The organism is Pseudoduganella sp. GW821-FHT05F09 (assembly GCF_059419605.1).
The window spans coordinates 177,591-200,021 of the sequence record NZ_JBWKSD010000003.1 but is presented as its reverse complement, the minus strand read 5'-3'; the positions used below and the strand labels follow the sequence as shown (position 1 = coordinate 200,021).

Genomic DNA, 22,431 nt, shown 5'->3' with positions numbered 1-22,431 from the left:
CACAAATTTCAAGTATGATCTCACGAAAAATTTATTTTACAGTTTTTGCTTTTTTTGTAGCGAATTCTGCGTTTGCATCAGCGAACAAAGGCGATGATTGCAATAAGTATCCCGAAACTGATGCTAACGACATATCCATTAACGGAAAAATCGGCGTTAATGGATTACGAAAAATAGTAGGAGGAGAAATTGATGGGAGTTTTACTACGAGCGAAAAAAGACTGTTGGCTAGCTTGCCTGATGCAAACAAAACAAGAGTTCTCTTTGCCTTAGTGGCATTGAACTGCCGTGCCATTCAAGCTCAAGGCCTAACATCAGATCAACAACAAAAAGCTGTCGATAAATTTACCGATAAAATTATGAAAGCCTTGTATTCTTCTGAACCAACAAACCCGCCACCAAAAATAAAGGTATTGGGGAACCAAAGCAAGGAATTGAAAAGCCCGTCAGCAAGTCTCGCTGTTATCCGTCTAAACGTGGCTGCAGAAAAATTTAAAGACTCACTCAGATCAACATACCTTGCAGCTCTAGGCGGACAATTTGTCGAAAAGATTCCTTATGATTTCATGCTCGACAAGTTTATGCTACGCAATGCCTCCCGGCAAAATATGATGCAATCGATCCCTAATGTTAGAGTAATTCCAGAAGACCAAACAACATCATTATCTTATGATATTTGTGACGGAATAAATTCTGCGAACAAAATTATCGAAAAAACTCTCACTCTTTATAACTCAAAAATTCCTGAACTATATTATCAAGACATAAAAAATATTCATTCAACACATGTCTACCAGCATTTTGCAGGAAAAACTGATGAAGCTGACTGCAAGATGTTTTTAGGCGATATAAAATACCAGATGGCAAAAAAACGGAATCAGAAGCCTGAGGATGGTAAATTGTTGGCCTTTGAAGTTCCGCTGTCACCACCTAAATTCTCTGAAGAAGAACTAGCCGAGTACATCGTTAGTGTTAGAAAATTTGATGAACATACGAGCGATTTTTTGAAAAACTAAACGCCTTTCTTCAATAAATAGATTGAACTATTAACAAAGATCCAATTACCTAAGGAGCCCTATGTCCACCTATCAGGAATACGCCTTCAAGATCGCCGAACTGCAACAGCTCGCAGAAGCAGCTCGCAAGAATGAGATCGCTGGCGCAAAGGCGAAGATCGCCGAAATCATGAGTCAGTATGGCTTGAGCGTTGCAGACCTGACCGGCACCACCAAAGCGAAGAGCACGAAGGAGCGCGCACCGGTTGCAGCGAAGTACCGCAACGATGCGACTGGCGCGACCTGGACCGGTCGCGGACGCTCGCCAAAGTGGTTGGAAGGTAAAGAGAAGGATCAGTTCCTGATCAAGTAAACGAAACGGCGGCTCAAGGCCGCCGTTCTTAAACGCAGTCACATTGAAATCGGGGCAGCTCGAAAACCACCTTTTATGCGCATCCGCAAACCTCTCGAAAAATAGTCAACTTGCTATTTTTTTCTATCAACACAGATTCGCGCAAACTGTCTACCTAATTCAGAAACTTGAAGTGTTTTTCTCTCCAGGACCGGCTTAATGTCAGGATTCGCCTCGATAGAAACAGTATGAGCCTTCACTCGAGGGTCATTTTCAAGCGCATCATAGACACCTTTGGTAGTGTACTCTCCAAAGGCAGGGACATCTGCCAATCCTAAACGGCATAGATTTCCAATGTATGTAGGGGTCATCTGCGGAAATTCACACCCAGCTAATTCTCCGATGTGCGAGTAATGCACTAGGACTGCTTTGCCACCAGTATTTCCTTCCTGGTTTGGTTTAAACTCCCACAGAAGGTTAACCAACGGCAACGCAATTTCATGCACAAAGAGAGCAACGATCTTTGCCTCATCTGGCGTTAGCTGTTTAATTATTTCTACAAATGCAGGATGCGCGCCTTGAGCGGTACTTGAATCCATCGCTGCTGCTAAGAGATTCGCATAAAGATCGCTTAGCGATGATTCATGTCCTGTATAGCGGAGCGCCTCCAGTGCTGGGCCAGCGACGTTCGGTTTCGGTGTCACTAAGTTTTCAGGCGGTACGTTTTTCAGCCGCTCTGCAACCTTCGTGGAAACAAACTCTTTTACCTGGTCGTATCCCCAAACAAGAGCGCTTACCGGGGCAAGTACAACATGAACTGCCTTCGCTACAGTCTGTAGAGCCTTTCCAACCTCTTGGGCTGCAGGCTGAACTACATCTTCGTAAACAGGAATGGCTTTCGCCACTCCGGTGACTGCATCGACCATATCTCTTATTTGATTCTCATCAGCCATTAGTACTCTCCACGAAACGAATATAAAATACGCCCCCACCTTTTTGCGAATTTACTCGCTCAGCAAGCTGCTAACAATTTCTTGGCATGATGCCAATAAATCTCGACCACGTTTAAAAACGATTCTAAACCGCTTAGAATCGTTTTCATTTCTCATCTGCGCGTCGATGCATCTCGACTGCGCTCCACGCCTTAGAGACGTTTCTAATCGATTTAACCGCGTGGTCTGAAACGCTAGCTAACGCCTTTCAGAAAAATCATATCAGACGTATCGACTTGCACAAGCGCCCGCTGTCCGGGCATCTCTCTTCCGTGATCACAAATTTTTTTGTCTTAACCAAGGCATTCAGCACATAGTTATCGGCAAGCTTAGTGTCCTCTTTTTTCGGGAAGCGGGTGCGCAGCCACACATCGAGCGAATGGGGCTTGGTATGGTTTTCAAGCTTTTTGATTGTCTGGCCCTGGACCATAAAGTGTTTGCCAGATGCCTTGATGTGGTCGATCAGCTCTTGCTCATCGAATGCCAAACCTGTGTATCGAAGTTCAATCATAGAATCGTCCGCGTTTCGTGCTAGGCACAATATAAAATTGCAGACGATGATAGCAGAACAGGTGGCGTACTGGGCTGCGAATGCAGCCCGGGATGGTTGCTTGCAAATGCTAAGTTTCTCGCGTCTGCTCCTCAAGAATGGCGCGAATGATATTTGCGGCCAGTTGCCTGTTGGCGGGAGTCAGCTGGGCAAGCAGCCCAGTGATGCATAGGATGGCCGGATCAGGCTGCGCCGCAGCGGGCGCTTCGGTGTGCTTAGCTCGGTTACGCAGCGTGGCGGATTGAACCGTTACGGCCTTACTCTCGGGAATGGTTTCCGCTGGGTGGGGCTTCTTCTTCTGATCTTGCTCCCGTATAACCGGACACATCCTATCGCTTAATTAGCGCCGCTTTCCTGAGCCCGGCGCGCCAGCTCCCTCCTGAACATGCGAGGCGATTTCAACTTCAACGACGAGTGCGGATGAACCTCATTGAAATGCGTAAAAGCGTCTGGCAGTTGCGCGAGAACGACTTCGGCGCTGCCACGGTCCATCAGGCTCACGTAGTCCCGTTTGAACGTGTTCACGAAGCTTTCAGCGATGCCGTTCGACTGCGGGCTACACACCGGCGTGTGAAGCGGCTCAATCCCCATTTCGCGCGCCAGGGCATGCGTTTCGTGGGCGCGGTAAGCGCCGCCATTGTCGCTCAAGAACTCCAGCCTTGCTGATCCGATGCTGTCCTGGCCGAACCGCGCTTCGACCGCTTCGACCAGTATGTCGCGTACCGGCTCCCCCGGCAGGCCGCGTTCGGCCCAGGCGCGCCAGGCGATGATTTCACGATCACAGCAGTCCTTCATGAACACGTCGGTCACGACCTCGCCGTTGTCGCAGGCAATCTCGAATCCGTCCGAACACCAGCGCCGGTTTGGCTCGGCCACGCCGACGACGCCGTCATGCACGCGGCTGCTGACGCGGCGCTTTGGTGCTTTCGGCAGCAGCAGGCTGTGCTCCTTCATTACCCGATAAAAGCGCTTATGGTTGATCGCCTGCAGGCCCATCAAGGCCCGCGTGCGGTTGACCAGCGCGCCTGCCCTGCGGTAGCCGTACGTTGGCAGTGCCGTGATCTCAGCCCGCACCGCGTCGACCAGGATAAATACTTTCAAACAACCATCACACCGTATCAGAAGCTTTTTCAACTAGATGTGGGGTCGAAAATGTGATGGCAGATAACTTGTTGATTAAAGTGGAGTTTTGGTGTGATCGCATGTTCATGCGATTGAAACCCGCATGAACAGTGGGTTTTAACAAGGCGGCGGGGCTTGGGAAGCTTCTGCTCTACCATTGAGCTACACCCGCATGCCGTGCATTCTACGCGGCTTGGCACGCAGTTGGCAAATCCGCAAGCGGTCCGGTGTGATGAGAGACTGGCCGCAGCGGTTTTACCTTACAGCTTTGTCCAAAGTTTGCACTATCGCCTGCTGGAATTTTTCCGGTTCGTCGTGATGGATTTGATGGCCCGAATTTTCAAATGCGAACAGCCCCTTCTTTGGCGCCTGCAAAATCTCGTAGTAGTCTTTTGTAATCCTGGTGGACGTCTGGATGTCGTTCTTGCCTACGAAAAAATAGACCGGGCAATCGACCTGCTTCAAGGTGCGGGGCAAATCAACGGCCATCACCTGGTTCCACACCGGCGACCAGACCTTGGACCACTGCAGGAAGCCGTTTCTGAACTCATTGCTGGTCACGTATTTTTTGCCTTCCTTGTAGAACAGCCATTTCCTCAAGTAGAACAGGTCTTCATCCGTCTTGAACGGGATGTTTACGCTGGCCAGCTCTTTGCTCGCATCGGCGTTGTCGGCGAACGTCAGCTTCAAAGTTTGCAGCAGCTCCTGCTCGCTTGCCAGCTGGCTGACCACGGGGTTCACCGCAAAATACGCATGCAGCAGACCGGGGTGCTTGCGGACGATGTCAAATCCCAGAACGTTGCCCCAGGAGCTGCCCAGCAGATAGATTTTTTCCTGCTTCAGCTCTTTTCGGATGAACTCGATCACCTCGTAGGTGTCGCTCTCCATCTGCGCCGACGTGGGCTGGGTGGGCGACGGGTTCAGTTTCAAGGTCTTGCCGGCGTCCCGCTGGTCCCATTGAACGAGGGTGAATCTGTCTTTCAGGATGTCCGTAAAATCGGCGGCGGTATTAATCATTGAACTTCCTGGACCGCCGGACAAGAACAGCAGCACCGGCTTGCTCCGGTTATCCGTCGTGATTTCCACCACCTGCTTGATTCCGCCAATCTCGGGGGTGAGCAGCGTAGCCGCGCTTTGCGCCTGGCATGCATGGAATGGAAGTAAGACCGCAAACAGAAATGCGGCTATGCTGCTTTTTTTCATTGTGGAATCCCAAATTAGCAATCGCTGCATTCTACGCGGCTTTTTGCACGTAATTGCTAATTCCGCAATAGTTCTGTGCTCATCATCACATTCTTGCTCAGCACGCCAACCTATACTGCCCCAGTTCTCGCGGTGCCGCGCGGCGTCATCGCTGAGTTATAAGGGGAAACCATGTACGCAGCAAACATAGGTATCGCGATCGCCCTGGTATGTACACTGGCGGGTTGCGGCGGCGGCACGTCCGCCGCCGCGCCGATGCCGACGCCGGCCAATATCGCGCCAATCGCCAACGCCGGCCCCGCGCAGGCCGTCGGGCTCGGCACTACCGTCAAGCTCGACGGCAGCGCCAGCAGCGACGCCAATGGCGACGCCCTCACCTTTAACTGGACGCTCAACGCGAAGCCAGCCGGCAGCAATGCGGTGCTGGCCTCAGCCACCACGGCGCTGCCGACACTGACGCCGGATATCGGCGGCAGCTACAGCGTCGGCCTGGTCGTCAGCGACGGCAAGGCCAGCAGCAGCACAGCCACGGTGACGATTACCGCCACGCCGCCTACCGATCCCGGCTACCGTCTGGCCGGAGGCGCCGCCAGCACCGTCACCACAGGCGCCACCATCAGCCTCGGCCTGCCATCCTGGCGCCTGGCCAACGGCGACAAGCTCAGCTATTTCTGGACGCTCAGCAGCAAGCCGGCCGGCAGCAGCGCCACGCTGGCGTCGGCCAACGCGGCCCAGGCCAGCCTCACGCCGGACGTGCCCGGCGCCTACACGGCCAGCCTGGTTGCTTCGGACGGAAAGCGCCTGAGCGTACCAGCAACGACGACCGTCACCGCGATGGATGCCGCAGCCTTCAAGGGCTTTGTCGATATGGTGAACCAGGGGCACTGCAACAACTTCGCGAGCGACCTCTACCTGATCGACGGCAAGTATGTATTCGCCTCTGTCGCCGGTGCCTGCAGCGACGCAAGCTTTGCCGCAGGATTGCACGGCCTGACAGCCGAGCAACTCCTGTGCAGCGCGGCCGACTCTTTGGGCGGGGTTTTTCGCCGGTGTCCCGACGCTGGCCTGGCGCCACTTTTCGATACCATTTTCGCCAATCGCAACACCCGCAGTCTTGGCCTCGACATTACCCACCAGGTGAGCAAATTCATCAAGCCCGAACCGGTGCCGGACGGCGCCAAGGATGTCCCTTTCACAGTCATTGATGACGGCCAGTCGCAGCGGCGCGAGTCCGCACCGGCCATGGCCGTCGCGCGCAATGATGCGGAGTGGGCCGCGCTATGGCAGGCCCACATGGGCAGCGCAGGCCCCGCTTCGCCGCCTCCCGTAGACTTCAGCAAGAAGGCCGTGCTGGCCTTGTATTACCAGCAGCTCGGGTCTTGCCTGGCAACCAGCATCAGCAGCGTGTATTTACTTGACAGTACGCTCGTGGTTGAATACGCGACCAAATACATTTCGGCTCCCGGCGATCCCTGCCTTGCTTACGCCTATTTCGCAGCAGAACTGGTCTCCATCGACCGGCCTGCCGATCCGAATGTGCAAATCGTATTTCAACAAAAAAAGCTGGCCTTTTAAGCCACCGAGCATCCGAGCAATCTTCAGCCAAGGATTTTGAATGACACCGATTTCGCTCCGTAGTGCCGCCCTCGTACTTTCCCTTGCCTGCGCCTTCGCCGCGCCGCACGCCGCCGCCCAGCAAGCCGCAGCAGCCGACCCCGTGGCGCAGCTGGTCAATCAGCTGGACCTGGAGAAATACAAGGCCACCATCAAGAGCCTGACCCGCTTCGGCGACCGGCGCCAGGGCACGGAGCGCAACCGCCAGGCGCTGGACTGGATCGAGGCGCAGCTGAAGTCCTACGGCTGCAGCAACACCGAGCGCCTGCAGTACCAGTTCACCGAGCCGGCGGTGCGCGGCAAGCCGGCCGTGCAGGCGGGCGGCGGCGCGGGCGGACCGCCCGGCCAGGGCGGCAGCACGCTGTTCGGCAAACGCGCGCCCACCGGCGTGAACAACGATCCCCTGCTGCAGCCGGACGAGCGCCTGCGCGCGCTCAACGCCGAGCCCACCCCGCCCGGCACCTCGCTGCGCGAGAACGTGTATTGCACCAAGGTGGGCAGCACGCATCCGGAGGAGATGTACATCGTCAGCGCGCACATGGACGGCATCGGCTTCGGCGAGGCGGCCAATGACGACGGCTCCGGCACCGCGCTGGTGATGGAGCTGGCGCGCATCTTCAGCGCGCCCGGCGTGGAGACCGGCCGCTCGATCCGCTTCGTGCTGTGGAATAACGAGGAGACCGGCCTGAACGGCGCGGCGGCCTACGTGGCCCAGCGCCAGCATTTGCAGGGCCTGGAGTCGCCCAAGGGTTCGGGCCGCTATCCCGAGCCCAAGTGGCTGGGCATGATCCAGCACGACATGATGCTGTTCGACCACGGCATGCCGGTGCCCAAGCTGGACGCGGCGGGCAAGCCGGTGCTGGACGCCAAGGGCCAACCGCTGTACGCGCCGCCCAAGGAGCAGCGCGCCGAGGCGGACGTGAATATCGAGTACCAGGCGCAGTCCAAGCAGGCGGAGGCGTCGGCCAAGCTGGCCTGGGCCTTCCGCGCCGCCAACGACAAGTACGCCAGCCACTACCCGGCCGACGTCGGCTTCCACATGACCAATACCGACTCCACGCCCTTCATGGACCTTGCGCCGTCGATATCCCTGCGCGAGAACGAGCGCGGCCAGCAGATCGGCGCGGGCTGGAATCCGCACTGGCACCAGCCCACCGACCTGTACGCCAACTATTCGGACAAGGATTTCCTGCTGGGCCTGAACGCGGCACAGACCACGCTGGCCGGGGTGGCGCAGCTGGCCGGGGTGCAGATCCGCAAGCCCTGAGCCGTCCCCGGGGCGGAATAGCGGCCGGACCGTATTTTATGCGCGACAAAGTCGGCGCCATCCGCCCCGGAACATGCATTTTGGAAATAAGTTTATAGCTAAATCAGGTAGTATTCCTGCCACCTTCATTAACTCGATGTTCAGGAATGCTATGCGCAGTACACCCCATGCGGACGCCCGCGAGACCGTCCTTGAAGACGGCAAGCCCATCGTCACCACCACCGACCTGAAGGGTGGCCTGACTTACGCCAATTCCACGTTTATCGACGCCAGCGGTTATGCGGGCGAAGAGCTGGCCGGGCGCGCGCAGAATTCGCTCTACCATCCCGACATGCCGCCCGAGGTGGACGCCGACATGTGGCGCACGGTGCTGTCCGGCCAGCCGTGGCGCGGCCTGGTCAAGTACGCGTGCAAGGACGGCGGCTACTTCTGGTGCATCGCCAACGCCACGCCGGTGATCGAGAAAAACAAGACCACCGGCTTCATGTCGGTGTGCACCAAGCCCAAGCGCGAGCAGATCCAGGAAGCCGAACAGCTGTACCGCACCGTGCGGGGCGGCAATCCGGACGGCGTGCGCATCGTGCGCGGCGCCGCCGCGCCGCGCGGCTGGCGCAAGGTCCGCAACGCACTGCGCGACATCACGCTGTCCCAGCGCCTGGCGCTGTACTTCGGCGCCATGCTGGTGCTGGCGCTGGCCGTGGCGGCCCACAGCTGGTTCCCCTACCCCGCCAGCATGCAGCACCTGCTGGCGATCCTGATGATCGCCGTGGCGGGACACGGCTGGCGCAATCTGCACGGCGCCGTGGTGGCGCCCATCCAGGCCAGCATCCACGCCACGCGCATCCTGGCCGGCGGCGACCTGACCACCCGCATGGCGGTGGACCGCCACGATGAAATCGGCCAGCTGCAGGCCTTCATCCGCCAGCTGAACCTGAACCTGGCCTCCATCCTGGTCGACATACGCGGCAACTTCGCGCTCACCCGCAGCACCACCACCCAGGTGCGCAGCGCCAATGCCGACCTGTCGGCGCGCACCGAGGCGCAGGCGTCCAACCTGGAGCAGACTTCGGCCCACATGGGCCAGATCACCGGCACCGTGAGCCAGACCGCCGACAATGTCACCACCGCCAGCGGCGTGGCCAGCGAGGCAACCGCGCTGGCCGAGCGCACCGGCGTGGCCGTGGCGCAGGTGGTGACGGCGATGAACGACATCAGCGCTTCGTCGCGCCAGATCGTCGACATCATCAGCCTGATCGACGGCATCGCCTTCCAGACCAACATCCTGTCGCTCAACGCGGCGGTGGAAGCGGCGCGCGCCGGCGAAAGCGGGCGCGGTTTCGCCGTGGTGGCCAGCGAGGTGCGCAACCTGGCGCAGCGCAGCGCGGCGGCGGCCAAGGATATCAAGGCACTGATCGACGCCTCGGCCGGCAAGATCGCCGCCGGCGCGGGCATGGCCAGCACCGCCGGGCAGGATATGGACGCGGTGATCGCGGCCATCGGCCAGGTGGCGGCCATCATGGGGGAAATCAGCGGCTCCACGCGCGAGCAGACCAGCGGCGTGAGCCAGGTGAAAGACGCCATCATGCAGCTGGACGAGGTCACCCGCCAGAACGCGCAGATGGTGGAAGAGGCTTCGCACGCCACCGGCGTGCTGGACCTGCAGGCGCAGGCCGTGGCCAAGGCGCTGGAGGTGTTCAAGCTGCCGCCGCAGGCCGGCGCGAAAGGAAACGCGAACGACAAGGCGCAGGTAAGCCTGGTGCACAGCGCGCCGCGCAAAGCCCGGCCGGAGCAGGGACGCGGCGCGGCCGTGCAGGCCCGCCGCGCGTAAGGCCCAGGGCAAGCCCGGGCCGCCGCTGAAGGAACTAGGGCCGGACCGGCTGCCCGAGCAGCGCGCGGGCGGCCTCCTCGAACAGCTTGACGACCGCGCCGCCGGCGAACGGCGACGGCTCGCTGCTGAGCGTGAGCAGATGCATCCCGATAGGCAGCGCGGGCTCCAGCACCCGCGCCTGGATGCGCGCGTTGGGCGCGGCCGCCGTCACCGGATCGACGACGGCGTAGCCGTGGCCCGCCTCCACCATGGCCGACGCCATATGGGCCGAGTGCACCACGGTGAGGAATTGCTGCTCGTGGCCGCACAGCGCCAGGCAGCGCGCCACCTGCGAGCCCACGGGCGAGCTTTCATCGAAACCAATCAGATTTTCCGGCAGCGCGGCGATCGGCAGCGGCTGGGCGCATTCGGCCGCGCTCCAGGTGCCGGCGGGGGCTATCACCATCAGCGCGCTGCTGGCCAGCAGGCGGGCCGAGATGGAGGGATGGGCTGGATCGTTCAGCGTCAGGCCCACCTGGGCCGTGCGCAGCAGCAGCGACTCGACCACGCCCTGGGTCTGCGTGGAACTCAGGCGCAGGCGCAGCGCCGGGAATTGCCGGCGCAGATGGCCGCACAGCAGCGGGGCGAAATTGAGCGCCATGGTGGCGGTGGCGGCGATGTCCAGCGCCGCCAGTTCCGGCGTGCGCAGATTGGCGGCCAGGCGCTGTATCTTCTGCAGGCCGTGGTTCAGCGTGTCGGTTTCCACGAACAGGCGCTGCGCGTCGCCGGTCGCCACCAGGCGGCCGCCCACGCGCTGGAACAGCGCCACGCCCAGGCTGCGCTCCACGCTTTGCAGCAGCTTGGTGGCGGCCGGCTGCGAAATCGACAAGGCCTTGGCGGCCGCGCTGATCGAGCCGTGCTGCATCACGGCCTGGAAGATCTCAATATGGCGTAAGCGCATACTCAGCGCGCCGCGTAGAAGGCTTTCATGAAGCGATAGAAGTTCCACACGTCGACCTTGCTGGCCATCTCGAAGGTGGAATGCATGCTAATCAGCGGCACGCCCATGTCGATCACTTCCATCTCCTGCTGCGACATGAAGCGGCCTATGGTGCCGCCGGTGCCCACGTCCACCTTGGGCGTGTGGGTCTGCCATGGAATCGAGGCCTGGTCCAGAATGGCGCGGATCTTGGCCGTGTATTCCGAGTTGGCGTCGAAGCCGCCGCCGTAGCGCTTGATGGTCACGCCAAAGCCGATCTTGGCCGCGTTGGTGGCTTCGGTCGCCTCCGGGAAGATAGGCGAAATGCCGTCGTTGGTGTCGGCGCTCACCACCTGCGCGTGGCGCAGGGCGGTGCGCAGATCGAGCTCGCTGTACTGCGCGCCCTTCTGGCCGCCCACCAGGCGCGCATACGCCGTGTTGAGCAGCTGCGACGAAGCGCCGGTGTTGTTGACCGAGCCCACTTCCTCGAAGTTGGACAGGTAGGCGATCGCGGTCTGCGCCGGCGTGCCGTCCAGGTCCAGCAGGGCGCGCAGCGCGCAGTAGGTGCTCAGGCGGTCGTCCTGGCCGTGCGAGCCCACCAGGCCGCGGTCCAGGCCCACGTCGCGCGGCTGCGTGGCCGGCACCAGGTGCAGGTCGGCGCTGACGAAGTCTTCTTCCGTGATGCGGTATTTTTCTTTCAGCGCGCGCAGCACTTCGGCCACCACGGAGGCCTTCTCGCCGGGGATGCTGCCGGCCACGGGGTCAAGTTCCTCGCCCTTGAATACTTCGGTGTAGCTGCGGTTGCGCAGGTCCTTGTCGGCGTGCGGCGCGGCGTCGCCGATGACGAACACCGGGTCCGCCGGGTTGAAGCCGATCGAGACCGGGATGGTGCGGCCGTCGGTGGTGTCGATGCGGCCGGTCAGCGCCAGCGGCACATTGGCCCACTGGTACTTCTTGATGCCGCCGTAGTACACCGTGTTGAACAGCGCCAGGCCGTCGCGCGCGGCGCCGTTCACGGGGCGCGCCTTGAGAGCGATGTGCGGGCTGTCGTGGTGGGTGCCCACCACGTGCGAACCGGCCACCAGCGGCTGCTGGCCGATCACGGCCAGGATCACGGCGCGGTCGCGCGCCGGCAGGAACAGGCGCGCGCCCGGCTTGACTTGCTCGGGGCGGGTCAGTTCGGTGAAGCCGGCCGCCTTGGCCAGGCGGATCGCTTCGGCGGTGGCGCTGTAGGGACTGCGCGCCACGGCCAGGTATTCCTTGTACTGCTCGGCAAAGCGGAACACTTCATCGCGCTGGCCGCCTTGCAGCGCCAGCCAGGACGATTTCTTGCCCGCCCAGACGCTGGCCGGGGCCGCGCTGTCTTGAGCTTGAGCCTGCGCCGGCGCACCCGCGCATGCCCACGCCGCCATCACCATGATGGCCAGCTTGCCGTATTGTTTCATTCACGTCCCCTTGTCATATTCTTAAGCGGCGCCGTTGCCGCCAAAGGCGCTATGCTAAGGCGATGCCGCCGCGTTGGCAATCACGGCGTATCAATCCGGGTTTTCCACGGTGTAGCCCTTGGCCTTCAGCGCGGCCAGGTAGCCGTCCGGCTTGAGGATGTCGGACAGGCGCAGCGTGGCGAAGCTGCTGGCGTTGGCGGCCAGCGCTTTTTCGGCGGCGCCAACCCAGGAGGCCAGCATGCGTTCCTTCACGTTCTGGAAGCCTGGCCTGTCCTTGGTGAATTCGGCGTTGCGCATGGCGTCGCCGCATTCGGTTTCCTGGTCCGGATAGCTCAGCTTCTGGATCGCCTCCAGGTCGCCCTTGGCCCAGGCGTTGGCGCGCACGCGCATGGCGTCGATGTCGCTTTCCAGGCGCTCCAGCGTCTTGGCGAAGCAGGCGGCGTCGGCAAGCTGCGACTTCTTGAAATCCTTGAGCAGCTTGGACGGCTCGTCCAGCGGCAGGTTGATGCCGGTGCCGGTCACCTTGATCTTGTGCTGCTTGACGATGCTGTCGATCTTGCGGTGAACCTCGTAGCCCTTGCTCAGCCCGGCCTGCTCCATGCCGGCGGTGAACAGGGTGTCGGCGGCGAAGATGGGGCGTTCGCGTTCAATGCCGTCGTTGTCGCCGAGGTATTTGGCTTTCAGCGGCAGCCAGCGCGCATACACGTCGGCCGGCAGCACGTCCTTCAGCGTGGCGCCGTCCGGGTTTTTCTTCAGGCCGATCAGATGGGGCAGCGAGGGCAGCATGGCCAGGCCCTGGAAGAAGCCTATCGAGGCGGAAGCGCCCGGCGGCGCCAGGTATTCCTGCGACTGGGCCAGGATGGTTTCCACCTGCTGCGAACGCCAGACCATTTTCTGCGGCAGCGGGGAGTAGGTGCCGAACACCCACAGCACATGGCCGTCCCTGCTCACCTTCCACAGGCCGGGGCCGGGTTTCTGGCCCACCACCAGGATTTTTTCCGGCACGGGCTCGGCATCAGCCGGCGCCGGCAGATCGGCCTGCGCCCAAGCCGACGCCAAAGGCAAAACCAGGCTCAGCGCAGGGATTAATCGGTTCAGCATGGCAGCGATCCTTTCAATGGAAGAAGTCCAAGGTTACTATTCTTGTATTTGTTGCGTGGCAATTTTTCAGGATGTTACAAGTATGCCCAGATTCTTCCGCAAAACCGTCCCGGCGCTGCTGGCCGCTGCGCTGGCGCTGCCGGCAGCCGCCCAGGACTACCAGCATGCCGGCGTGGCCGACAATATGCCCGTGTTCCAGCAGGCGCTCAAAGCCAGGCTGACCTTCCCCATGGCCTGGTCGCCGCAGGTAAAGGACTTGCCGGCCTGGCGCAGCGCCGGCCGCGCAAAACTGTGGGAACTCACTTTGCAGGCGCCCGACCGCACGCCTTTCCAGCCGCAGGTGATCGCCGAAACCGACCGGGGCAGCTATGTGGCGCGCCAGGTGGTGTTCAACCTGAGCGCGGACAGCCGCGTGCGCGCGCTGCTGCTGGTGCCCAAGAGCGCCGGCCGCCATCCCGCCGCGCTGATGCTGCACGACCACGGCGGCAAGTTCGACATCGGCAAGGAGAAAGCCATCCAGCCCTGGGGCGATACCGCGCTGGACGCGGCGCACCTGGCCTCCTCGCAAGCCTGGGCCGACAAGCACTTCTCCGGCCGCTATCCGGGCGACGCGCTGGCCAAGCGCGGCTACGTGGTGCTGGCGGTGGATGCGCTGGGCTGGGGCGACCGGGGGCCGCTGACGGGCGACACGCAGCAGGCGCTGGCGGCCAACGCCTTCAACCTGGGCAGCTCGCTGGCCGGCATCATGGCGCTGGAGGACACGCGCGCGGCGGATTTCCTGGCTACGCTGCCGGAGGTGGACGCGCGCAAGGTGGCCGCCGTCGGCTTCTCGATGGGCGCTTTCCGCGCCTGGCAGGTGGCGGCGCTGTCGGACGCGGTGACGGCGGTGGTGGCGGCCAACTGGATGGCCACCACCGAGGGCCTGATGGTGCCGGGGAATAACCAGCTGCGCGGCAGTTCGGCCTGGAATATGCTGCACCCCGGCCTGCTGCGGCAGATGGATTTCCCTGACGTGGCCAGCCTGGCCGCGCCCAAGCCTGCGCTGTTCTTCGCGGGCGCGGAGGACAGGCTGTTCCCGGCCGCGTCGGTGCAGGCGGCTTACGGCAAGATGGCCAAGGTGTGGCGGGCCTGGGGCGCGCAGGACAAGTTCGACGCGCGCCTGCTGCCCGGCGGGCATGTCTTCCCGCAGGCGGAGCAGGACGCCGCCTACGACTGGCTGGACCGGCAGTTTGAACGGGCGCCGGCGGATGGCGGGTTACGCGCGCCGCGCTAACCCGCCACTGAGCCGCTATTCAGCGCAACAGCGCCAGCACCTGCGACGGGCTGCTGTGCGCCTGCGCGATCATGGCCATGCCGGCCTGCTGCAAAATCTGGTTGCGCGTCAGCTGCATGGTCTCGCTGGCGTAGTCCGTGTCCAGGATGCGCGAGCGCGCCGCAGCCTGGTTGATGGCGCCGCTCTGCAAATCCTGCTGGCTGGCGGTGAGCCGGTTCTCGGTGGCCCCCAGCTTGGCGCGCAGCGCGTTGATGTCGTCCAGCTTGCCGTCCAGGTAATCCAGCGCCGCCGTCGCCGCCGCCGCGCTGCTCACGTCCACCGGCGGATCGCCCGAACTGACCGCCCGCCGCACGATCACCGTCTGGCCCGTATCCTGCGGCGCGACCAGGCCCGCGCCAAACCCCGCCGCCGCCGGGCTCTTGCCCGCCACCAGCAAGCCCTTCGCATCATGCGCCGCCACGCCGGTAATGGTGACTTCGCGCCGCAAGCCCACATTGCCCAGCCCCAGCGAGGCGCCGGTGAAGCTGATGTCCGCGCCGTCCGCCGCCGTCAGCGTCAAGGTGCCGCCGCTGGCCGAGGCGCTCACGCCCGCCCCCGCCCCGCTGATGGCCGCCGCCGCGCTGGCGGCGAAGGCGCTGGCCGTGGCGCCGCTGATGGCGCCTATCGGCACGCCGTTGATCTCCATGGCGCCCGCCGCTATCGCGCCGCCGCCGCCCACCGTGCCGGTCAGCGTAGTGGCGGCGGTGGCGTTCAGCCCCGGCACGGCGGCCAGGTTGATGGCGGCGGCCACCGCATAGGCGCTGATGCGCGAACGCCCCGCGCCCACGCCGTCCACGGTGGCGCCCACCGGCTGCCCGTTGAGCGTCAAGTCGCCCGCCGCCAGGCCGCCGGTCACATTGCCCACCGCGTTCAGCTGCAGCACCGGCACCTCGGCCGGGCGTATCATGGTCTGCCCCACCGGCAGCACCGCCGGCAGCGCCAGCGACAGCGCCTGCCCGGCTTGCGCACCGATCTGCAGCTGTTCGCGGAAATTGCCGTCCAGGAGCTTGTGGCCGTTGAAGGTGGACTGGTCCAGGATCTGGTAATTGGCCTTCATCAGCGTATCCACCTCGCCCTGCAGGGCCTGGCGGTCGCCTATGCCGTAAGTGCCGTTGGCCGCCTGCACCGCCAGCTCGCGGATGCGCTGGAAATTCTCGCTCACCTGCCCGGCCGCGCCTTGCGCGACCTGCAACATTGATATGCCGTCATTGGCGTTCTGCGCGGCGCGCTGCATGCCCCGGATGGTGGCCGTCATGCGCTGCGTAATGGCCAGGCCGGCCGCGTCGTCCTTGGCCGAGTTCACCCGCTGCCCGCTGGAGAGCCGCTCCATGCTGCCGCCCACGGCCGACGCCGCGCGCTGCAGGCTATGCTGCGCGTTCAGTGAGGCCAGGTTGGAGTTGATTTGCATGGTCGATGGGTAAACGGTTCTCCATCGGGTTAACGGCATTGAGCCGATGCAACTTTAGTTCAGGCGGGCAGCAGGGCGGGAAGTGTCGGCAGCGACTCCGCGCGTTCGCGCAGCAGCGCCAGCTGGGGCGGGTCCATGCGGCTGGCGGCGCTTTGCAGGTAGCGCGCGGCGCCGCTCACGCCGCCGCGTTCGGCCATGGTCAGCCACAGCCAGGCTTGCGCCATGTCCGCCGCCACGCCCTGGCCGCTGAAATACATCAGGCCCACATTGAACTGGGCGCGCGCATGGCCCTGGGCGGCGGCTTTCTGGTACCAGGCCAGCGCCTCGCCGTAGTCGCGCAGCTGGCCGTGGCCGGTGTCGTAGCGCAGCGCCAGCGCGAACTGGGCCAGCGCATGGCCCTGCTCGGCCGCCTTGCGGTACCACAGGCCGGCCTGCACGCTGTCCGGCGCCGGGCTGTCGTCGCTGTCGAGCAGCTGGCCCAGGCTGTATTGGGCGGCGGCGTAGTCCTGCTCGGCCGCCTTGCGGTACCAGGCGATGGCCTTGCGGCCGTCCTGCGGCACGCCGCGCCCGGTTTCATAGCGCAGGCCGAGGTCGAACTGGGCGCGCAGATGGCCCTGGTCGGCCGCCTTGCGGTACCAGAACACGGCTTCCTGCGCATCCTGCACCACGCCGTGGCCGTTGTCGTACAGCAGACCGAGATGGTATTGCGCGGCCGGATAGCCCTGCTCGGCCGCCATGCGGTACCAGTGCTGCGCCTGCTCGTGGTCCTGCTCCACGCCCTGGCCGTGGTCATAGCGCAGGCCCAGGTTGTTCTGCGCGGCCGCGTGGCCCAGCGCAGCGGCCTTGCGGTACCAGTGCAGCGCCTTCTGCTCGTCGCGCGGCACGCCGCCGCTGCCGTCATCGTAGATCAGGCCGAGATTGAACTGGGAGCTGGCGTGGTCCTGCTCGGCGGCGCAGCGGTACCACTGGATGGCCTGCTGGCTGTCCTGCGGCACGCCGTCGCCCTTGTCGTAGCGCAGCGCCAGGTTGAACTGGGCCGGCGCATAGCCCTGCTTGGCCGCCTTGCGGTACCAGGACATGGCCTGATGCACGTCCTTGGCCACGCCCTGGCCGTTGTCGTAGCGCAGGCCGAGGTTGAACTGGGCGCGCGCATAGCCCTGCTCGGCCGCCTTGCGGTACCAGGCGATGGCCTGCTTGAAGTCCTGCGGCACGCCCTTGCCGGTGTCGTACATCATGCCCAGGTTGTTCTGCGCGCCGGCGTCGCCCTGCTCGGCGGCCTTGCTGAACCAGTGCATGGCCTGCTGCGTGTCCTGCTGCAGGCCCTGGCCCTTGGCGTACATCCAGCCCAGATTGTACTGCGCCGCCGCGTAGCCCTGCTCGGCCGACAGCTGGTACCAGCGCGCCGCCTCCGCCAGGTCCTGCTTCACGCCCTGGCCTTTCTGGCACATCACGCCCAGGTTGTACTGCGCGTGTTCCAGGCCGGCGGTGGCGGCCTGGCGGTACCAGGCCACGGCCAGCTCGTAGCTCTGCGCCACGCCCTGGCCGTTGAAGTACATGAAGCCCAGGCTGTGCTGGGCGTTGGCCACGCCGCGTTCGGCGAGGTCCTTGATGCGCAGGAATTCGGCGGTGTAGTTCTCCGGCCCCGGACCGGCCGCCGGTGCGTGCGCTTCGGATGCGGAGAATTTCTGCATGGCCGGTGCCGCCGCGTCAGGCCTGGAAGGCCGCCAGCACAGGCGGCGCCAGTTCGGCGCGCAGATGCTCCGGCGCCTGCTGCTGCAGCACGCCGATGAAGCTGGTCAGCGAAATCGGACGGTGGTACAGATAGCCCTGCATGGTGCTGCAGCCGTTGGCTTGCAGGTAGCGCGCCTGGATCTCGGTCTCCACGCCTTCCGCCACCAGGTGCAGGCCCAGGCCGCGCGCGATCGAGATGATGGCCAGGATCACCGGATAGTGGCCCTGCTCGTCATGGATCTCCTTGACGAAGCTCTGGTCGATCTTGATGGTGTGGATGGGGAAGCGGTGCAGGTAGGACAGCGACGAATAGCCGGTGCCGAAATCGTCGATCGCCACCGACACGCCCAGCTGGCACAGCTTGTTCAGCTGCTCGATGGCGTACAGCGGATTGCGGATGCAGATGTTCTCGGTGATCTCCACCTCGATCTGCGCCGGCGAAATGCCGTAGCGCGTGAGCGCGCCGCGCATCTTCTCGAAGAAGTCGCCCCGGTCCAGGTATTGCGGCGACAGGTTGAGCGACAGGCGTACCGCCTCGCCGCCGGCCGCGTTCCATTGCAGCAGGTCGCGGCACAGCGCGCCCAGCATCCAGTCCGAGATCGGCAGCATCAGGCCGTTTTCCTCGGCGAAGGGCAGGAACTCGCCGGCCGACAGCAGGCCGCGCTGCGGATGGTTCCAGCGCATCAGCCCCTCGGCGCCGATGATGCGGCCGGTGGCCACGTCGATCTGCGGCTGGTAGTACATTTCCAGTTCGTTCTGCTCCAGCGCGCGGCGCAGCGCCTGCTCCAGCGCGATCTTCTGGTGCGACATGTCCAGCATGGAGTTGTGATAGAAGCTGTGGCCGTTCTTGCCCAGCGCCTTCACCTGGTACATGGCGATGTCCGCATGGCGCAGCAGCTCGTCTATGCTCTCGCCGTCGCTCGGATACACCGCGATGCCGATCGAGGCCGAAATGTGCACCTGGTGGCCGTCCAGGTCGAAAGGCTTCTGCAGGCTTTCCAGGAACTTTTCCGCGATCACCTTGGCGTCGGTGCGGTCGCGCAGCTCCGGCAGCACAATGGTGAATTCGTCGCCGCCCTGGCGCGCCAGCGTGTCGCCCTTGCGCAGGCATTCCTTCAGGCGCAGCGCGGCCTGCTGCAGCAGCTCGTCGCCCTTGACGTGGCCCAGCGTGTCGTTGACCAGCTTGAAGCGGTCCAGGTCCACGAACATCACGGCCAGTTCGGTGAGCTTGCGCTTGGCCTGGATCACAGCCAGGCCCAGGCGGTCCTTGAACAGCATGCGGTTGGGCAGGTCGGTCAGGATGTCGTGGTAGGCCTGGTAGGAGATCACTTCCTCGGCGCGCTTGCGGTCGGTGATGTCGCGCGCCACGCCGTAGATGCCGTAGTGCGCCTGCGCGGACTGCTCCGGCAGATGCACGCCGATGGCGTTCATCGGCATCGTCAGCAGGGTGTTGCTGAAGGTGCGCTCGATGCCGTTGCCCTTACACTTCAGGCGCAGCTCGACGTGGCGCGAGGTCCGTTCGTCCACCCGGCGTTCATTGAACACGTAGCGCGCGCGCTCCAGGTCCTCGTCGTGTATCAGCACCGAATAGTGCCGGCCCAGCAGCTCTTCGCGCGTGAAGCCCAGCAGCTGGTAGGCGCGGTCGTTGACGAAGGTGAACTGGCCTTCGTGGTTCAGGGTGTAGATGATGTCCGGCGAGCTGTCCACCAGGCTGCGGTACATGCGCTCCGAGGTTTCCAGGCGCTGCGCGATGCGTTCGTTGTCCACCGCCAGGCGGCGCTGCGCCAGCGCGTTCTCCACCGTCTTGAGCAGCTCCTCGCGGCTGTAAGGCTTGCGCAGGTAGTCGTAGGCGCCGCGCTTCAAGGCGCCGATGGCGGCCTCGATGCCGACGTCGCCGCTCATCACGATCACGTCGCTGTCGATGCCGCGCCCGTTCATGAAGTCCATGATCTCGTGGCCGCTCATGTCGGGCAGGCGCAGGTCCAGCAACACCAGGTCGAACTTCACCTTGGTCAGCTGGGCCAGGGCCTCGCTGCCGCAGGTGGCGGTGACCAGGTGGTAGTCGCGGTCGCGCAGCAGCTCGTACAAGGAGGACAGCAGGCGCGGCTCGTCGTCCACCAGCAGCAGCCGGGGACAGAATTCGCTCGCAGTGGAGACTGGGGCGCTTGCGCTCGTTGCGTCGGTTGCCAGATGCGGGATTTGCGCGTTCATTATACGGAGTCCATCGCCCGCGCTTGCACGCCGGCGGTGAGGGTGGTGCTGCCCCGTGCGGGCAGCAGGATTTCAAAAGTGGTGCCGGTCTTGCCGCTGCGGCAGGTGATCATGCCGTTCAGCTTTTTCACCAGGCTGTGGACGATGGACAAGCCCAGCCCGTGGTGCTTGCCCTCCTTGCTGCTGCGCACCGGCGTAAACAAATTGGCCAGCACGTCGGTCGACAGGCCGGGGCCATTGTCGGCGATCACCAGCTCCAGGTAAAGCTTGCGCTCGCGGTTCACATGGCCGCGGTTGGCCACCTCGATGCGGCCGCCGTCGGGCAAGGCCTCGACCGCGTTCTTGACCAGGTTGACCAGGATCTGCTTGAGGATGTCTGCGTCGCCGTCGATCTCGGCCGGCTCGTCCTGCATGCGCACCAGGATCTGCACCGAGGCCGGCACGAAGTCGGTGGCGCGGAACAGGCGCAGCACGTCGTCCACCACGCGCGCCACGTCGGTCACGCGGTTGCCCTCGGTGGGCTGCAGGTCGGCCAGGCCGTTGATCAGGGAACCGACGCGGTCGATCTCCTCGTTCAGGATGGACATCTCGCCCACCACGGGCTCGCGCCGCGCCAGCTTGGTGTCCAGCACCGACAGGTAGTTCTTGATGATGGACAGCGGGTTATTCACCTCGTGCACCACGCGGCGCGAGGCCTCGCGGTATTCCTCGGCCACGTGGGCGATCTGGCGGCGCGCATGGCCGCGCTCGGACAGCTGGGTCTCCAGCGCGGCGGCGGCCTGGTTGCCGAAGGCCTGCAGGAAGCGCTCGCGCTTGTGGTAGGAAGGCAGCTGCCAGGCGGCCGCGCCGCCCACCAGCACGCCCAGGCAGCGCTGCCCGGCCACCAGCGGCACGCACACGAAGCTTTCGGTGCCGAGGATGCGGAACAGCTGCTCCTCGGAGATGCCGACCGGCGCCGCGCCCTGCCCCGCCTTGCTCAGATAGGCCACGCGGCGTTCGCGCGCGGCCTCCGCCACGGTGCCGCCCTTGGCCAGCGGAATGGAGAATTCGGCCAGGCGCTGCTGCTGCTCGCCGGCGGCCATGCCCACCAGCGCGTGCCCGGTGGGGTTCTCCAGCAGGATCACGGTGTTGTCGAAGTCGAACAGGATGCGCGCCGAGCGCGTCATCGCTTCCAGCATGCCGGTCTCGCCGGTCTGGCGCGCGAAGGTCTGGCCCATTTCGGACACCAGCACCATATTGCGCACCTCCTCGGACAGGCGCTGCTGCACCGGGTCCACCGGAGGCGGCGGCGCGTAGGCGGTGGGCGCGACGATGTCGTCCGCGCCGGCCAGCTCGATGCCCAGGTAGGCGGCCGACTTCTCCACCTGGCGCTCGGCCGCGTGGCAGATCACGTGCAGCGCGTCGCTGTCGATGGCGCACAGGCCGGCGGCCGCTTCGATGGCCTCGTCCTCGTCCTCGTGGCAGCACAGCAGGTGCGCCAGGCGCACGATGCGGATCAGCGGATGGGCCGCTTCCAGGCGCGCCACCGGCTCGTGGTGATACAGCACCGAGTCGGCCAGGAAGGAGTCCAGGTTCCAGCGCTCGATCAGCCAGGCGCCCGCTTCGGAGTGCGTGATCTGCAGCGTGCGCTGCTCCACCGCGCACAGGTCCTCGTCGTCGCGCGCGGTGAAGTTGAAGGCGTATTCCTTGGGGGCGGTGGCCAGCAGCGCCAGGCGGCCCACGTTGTGCAGCAGGCCGGCCAGGTAGGCCTCCTCCACGTGCGGGTAGTCGAGCTGCTTGGCGATGTCGCGCGCGATGACGGCGGTGGTGAGCGAACCTTTCCAGAAGCTGCGCAAATCGGTGCTGCCGGAATGCGGGAAACTGTTAAAGGTCTGGAACACGGATTCGCTGATGACCAGCGTCTTGATCATGTCGGTGCCGAGCGACACCAGCGACTGCTCCAGCCCCACGGCGCGGTTGTTGCGGTGGTAGGCGGAACTGTTGGCGACCGACAGGATTTTGCTGGTCATGCCGGCATCCTTGGCGATCAGGGCGGCCAGCTCCGGCATGCCGGCGTCGTCGGCCTGCAAGTGCTCTATCAACTTGATGAGTATCTGCGGCATGGCCGGCAGACGGGCAATCAGCAAGCGATTGCGAATATCATGGTCTGATTGATGCATCGTATCAAGCATTGCCGCCAAGGAACTTCGTCGAGGAGTGGAGGCGCTCAACGGCAAGGCGCGCCCGCATTAATATTTAAACCAACTGTCGTAAAAACAGGCACCAAAAAAGCGATAGTAGCATAAACAACTAAGATAACTTATCGGCAAGAAAAATTTCCCCCTAAACTTATCACACTTTCC

The 22,431-nt window shown here is 63.3% G+C and carries 16 protein-coding genes and 1 pseudogene; 6 read left to right on the top strand and 11 right to left on the bottom strand.

Annotation, left to right across the window (positions count from 1 at the left end):
* The first annotated feature begins 14 nt into the window (after positions 1 to 14).
* The gene (locus tag AC07S4_RS10700) at positions 15 to 1,016 is read left to right on the top strand and encodes a hypothetical protein (RefSeq protein ID WP_494986627.1); all 1,002 of its coding nucleotides are present in this window, start codon (positions 15 to 17) and stop codon (positions 1,014 to 1,016) included.
* 61 nt (positions 1,017 to 1,077) lie between these two features.
* Entirely contained in the window at positions 1,078 to 1,368 is a 291-nt protein-coding gene (locus AC07S4_RS10695) for an H-NS histone family protein (protein ID WP_494986626.1), read from the top strand.
* Positions 1,369 to 1,481: 113 nt separating this feature from the next.
* Here the strand turns inward: AC07S4_RS10695 and AC07S4_RS10690 are convergent, their stop codons facing one another.
* From AC07S4_RS10690 to AC07S4_RS10675, 4 genes and pseudogenes are all read right to left on the bottom strand, one after another.
* Positions 1,482 to 2,300 (bottom strand): DUF4393 domain-containing protein, encoded by an 819-nt coding sequence (locus AC07S4_RS10690; RefSeq protein ID WP_494986625.1) that lies wholly within the window; start codon positions 2,298 to 2,300, stop codon positions 1,482 to 1,484.
* A 256-nt stretch (positions 2,301 to 2,556) separates the two neighbouring features.
* The gene (locus tag AC07S4_RS10685; RefSeq protein ID WP_494986624.1) at positions 2,557 to 2,850 is read right to left on the bottom strand and encodes a hypothetical protein; all 294 of its coding nucleotides are present in this window, start codon (positions 2,848 to 2,850) and stop codon (positions 2,557 to 2,559) included.
* Between the two features lie 375 nt (positions 2,851 to 3,225).
* Positions 3,226 to 3,975 (bottom strand): annotated as a pseudogene (locus AC07S4_RS10680) (DDE-type integrase/transposase/recombinase); the annotation flags it as partial.
* 291 nt (positions 3,976 to 4,266) lie between these two features.
* Positions 4,267 to 5,214 carry an alpha/beta fold hydrolase gene (locus AC07S4_RS10675; RefSeq protein WP_494986623.1) on the bottom strand — a complete coding sequence of 316 codons (948 nt, stop codon included), beginning with the start codon at positions 5,212 to 5,214 and terminating at the stop codon, positions 4,267 to 4,269.
* Between the two features lie 171 nt (positions 5,215 to 5,385).
* On the opposite strand from AC07S4_RS10675, the gene AC07S4_RS10670 reads away from it, so the two are divergent.
* From AC07S4_RS10670 to AC07S4_RS10660, 3 genes are all read left to right on the top strand, one after another.
* Positions 5,386 to 6,789, top strand: coding sequence for a PKD domain-containing protein (locus AC07S4_RS10670; protein ID WP_494986622.1), 1,404 nt, complete (start codon positions 5,386 to 5,388; stop codon positions 6,787 to 6,789).
* Between the two features lie 40 nt (positions 6,790 to 6,829).
* Complete coding sequence (locus tag AC07S4_RS10665) at positions 6,830 to 8,095, top strand: M28 family peptidase (RefSeq protein WP_494986621.1); 1,266 nt, start codon at positions 6,830 to 6,832, stop codon at positions 8,093 to 8,095.
* Positions 8,096 to 8,246: 151 nt separating this feature from the next.
* The gene (locus AC07S4_RS10660; RefSeq protein WP_494986620.1) at positions 8,247 to 9,923 is read left to right on the top strand and encodes a methyl-accepting chemotaxis protein; all 1,677 of its coding nucleotides are present in this window, start codon (positions 8,247 to 8,249) and stop codon (positions 9,921 to 9,923) included.
* Positions 9,924 to 9,957: 34 nt separating this feature from the next.
* Here the strand turns inward: AC07S4_RS10660 and AC07S4_RS10655 are convergent, their stop codons facing one another.
* The 3 genes from AC07S4_RS10655 to AC07S4_RS10645 form a co-directional block, all read right to left on the bottom strand.
* On the bottom strand, positions 9,958 to 10,863 hold the full coding sequence (locus AC07S4_RS10655; protein ID WP_494986619.1) for a LysR family transcriptional regulator: 906 nt from the start codon (positions 10,861 to 10,863) through the stop codon (positions 9,958 to 9,960).
* Between the two features lie 2 nt (positions 10,864 to 10,865).
* Positions 10,866 to 12,326 carry a zinc-binding metallopeptidase family protein gene (locus AC07S4_RS10650; protein WP_494986618.1) on the bottom strand — a complete coding sequence of 487 codons (1,461 nt, stop codon included), beginning with the start codon at positions 12,324 to 12,326 and terminating at the stop codon, positions 10,866 to 10,868.
* A gap of 90 nt (positions 12,327 to 12,416) precedes the next feature.
* Positions 12,417 to 13,427 (bottom strand): TraB/GumN family protein, encoded by a 1,011-nt coding sequence (locus AC07S4_RS10645; protein ID WP_494986617.1) that lies wholly within the window; start codon positions 13,425 to 13,427, stop codon positions 12,417 to 12,419.
* 82 nt (positions 13,428 to 13,509) lie between these two features.
* Between AC07S4_RS10645 and AC07S4_RS10640 the strand changes: the two genes are divergently transcribed.
* On the top strand, positions 13,510 to 14,700 hold the full coding sequence (locus tag AC07S4_RS10640; RefSeq protein WP_494986616.1) for a dienelactone hydrolase family protein: 1,191 nt from the start codon (positions 13,510 to 13,512) through the stop codon (positions 14,698 to 14,700).
* Positions 14,701 to 14,719: 19 nt separating this feature from the next.
* Here AC07S4_RS10640 and AC07S4_RS10635 read toward each other — a convergent pair whose 3' ends face one another.
* Genes AC07S4_RS10635 through AC07S4_RS10620 form a run of 4 tightly spaced genes read right to left on the bottom strand, consistent with a single transcriptional unit; the run spans position 14,720 to position 22,191 of the window.
* Positions 14,720 to 16,147: a flagellin N-terminal helical domain-containing protein gene (locus tag AC07S4_RS10635; RefSeq protein WP_494986615.1), complete on the bottom strand. Its 1,428-nt coding sequence runs from the start codon at positions 16,145 to 16,147 to the stop codon at positions 14,720 to 14,722.
* Positions 16,148 to 16,206: 59 nt separating this feature from the next.
* Positions 16,207 to 17,838, bottom strand: coding sequence for a tetratricopeptide repeat protein (locus tag AC07S4_RS10630; protein WP_494986614.1), 1,632 nt, complete (start codon positions 17,836 to 17,838; stop codon positions 16,207 to 16,209).
* Between the two features lie 16 nt (positions 17,839 to 17,854).
* On the bottom strand, positions 17,855 to 20,089 hold the full coding sequence (locus AC07S4_RS10625) for a putative bifunctional diguanylate cyclase/phosphodiesterase (RefSeq protein WP_494986613.1): 2,235 nt from the start codon (positions 20,087 to 20,089) through the stop codon (positions 17,855 to 17,857).
* Entirely contained in the window at positions 20,089 to 22,191 is a 2,103-nt protein-coding gene (locus AC07S4_RS10620; RefSeq protein WP_494987130.1) for an HDOD domain-containing protein, read from the bottom strand. Before AC07S4_RS10620 ends, AC07S4_RS10625 begins: the two co-directional genes overlap by 1 nt.
* Between the last annotated feature and the right edge of the window lie 240 nt (positions 22,192 to 22,431).

What these genes read in the sequence shown, in the direction of transcription:
- AC07S4_RS10645 (WP_494986617.1), bottom strand. Translation starts at nt 13,427, where the DNA reads ATGCTGAACCGATTAATCCCTGCGCTGAGCCTGGTTTTGCCTTTGGCG.
- AC07S4_RS10675 (WP_494986623.1), bottom strand. Translation starts at nt 5,214, where the DNA reads ATGAAAAAAAGCAGCATAGCCGCATTTCTGTTTGCGGTCTTACTTCCA.
- AC07S4_RS10630 (WP_494986614.1), bottom strand. Translation starts at nt 17,838, where the DNA reads ATGCAGAAATTCTCCGCATCCGAAGCGCACGCACCGGCGGCCGGTCCG.
- AC07S4_RS10700 (WP_494986627.1), top strand. Translation starts at nt 15, where the DNA reads ATGATCTCACGAAAAATTTATTTTACAGTTTTTGCTTTTTTTGTAGCG.
- AC07S4_RS10670 (WP_494986622.1), top strand. Translation starts at nt 5,386, where the DNA reads ATGTACGCAGCAAACATAGGTATCGCGATCGCCCTGGTATGTACACTG.
- AC07S4_RS10690 (WP_494986625.1), bottom strand. Translation starts at nt 2,300, where the DNA reads ATGGCTGATGAGAATCAAATAAGAGATATGGTCGATGCAGTCACCGGA.
- AC07S4_RS10650 (WP_494986618.1), bottom strand. Translation starts at nt 12,326, where the DNA reads ATGAAACAATACGGCAAGCTGGCCATCATGGTGATGGCGGCGTGGGCA.
- AC07S4_RS10655 (WP_494986619.1), bottom strand. Translation starts at nt 10,863, where the DNA reads ATGCGCTTACGCCATATTGAGATCTTCCAGGCCGTGATGCAGCACGGC.
- AC07S4_RS10695 (WP_494986626.1), top strand. Translation starts at nt 1,078, where the DNA reads ATGTCCACCTATCAGGAATACGCCTTCAAGATCGCCGAACTGCAACAG.
- AC07S4_RS10665 (WP_494986621.1), top strand. Translation starts at nt 6,830, where the DNA reads ATGACACCGATTTCGCTCCGTAGTGCCGCCCTCGTACTTTCCCTTGCC.
- AC07S4_RS10640 (WP_494986616.1), top strand. Translation starts at nt 13,510, where the DNA reads ATGCCCAGATTCTTCCGCAAAACCGTCCCGGCGCTGCTGGCCGCTGCG.
- AC07S4_RS10625 (WP_494986613.1), bottom strand. Translation starts at nt 20,089, where the DNA reads ATGAACGCGCAAATCCCGCATCTGGCAACCGACGCAACGAGCGCAAGC.
- AC07S4_RS10635 (WP_494986615.1), bottom strand. Translation starts at nt 16,147, where the DNA reads ATGCAAATCAACTCCAACCTGGCCTCACTGAACGCGCAGCATAGCCTG.
- AC07S4_RS10685 (WP_494986624.1), bottom strand. Translation starts at nt 2,850, where the DNA reads ATGATTGAACTTCGATACACAGGTTTGGCATTCGATGAGCAAGAGCTG.
- AC07S4_RS10620 (WP_494987130.1), bottom strand. Translation starts at nt 22,191, where the DNA reads ATGCCGCAGATACTCATCAAGTTGATAGAGCACTTGCAGGCCGACGAC.
- AC07S4_RS10660 (WP_494986620.1), top strand. Translation starts at nt 8,247, where the DNA reads ATGCGCAGTACACCCCATGCGGACGCCCGCGAGACCGTCCTTGAAGAC.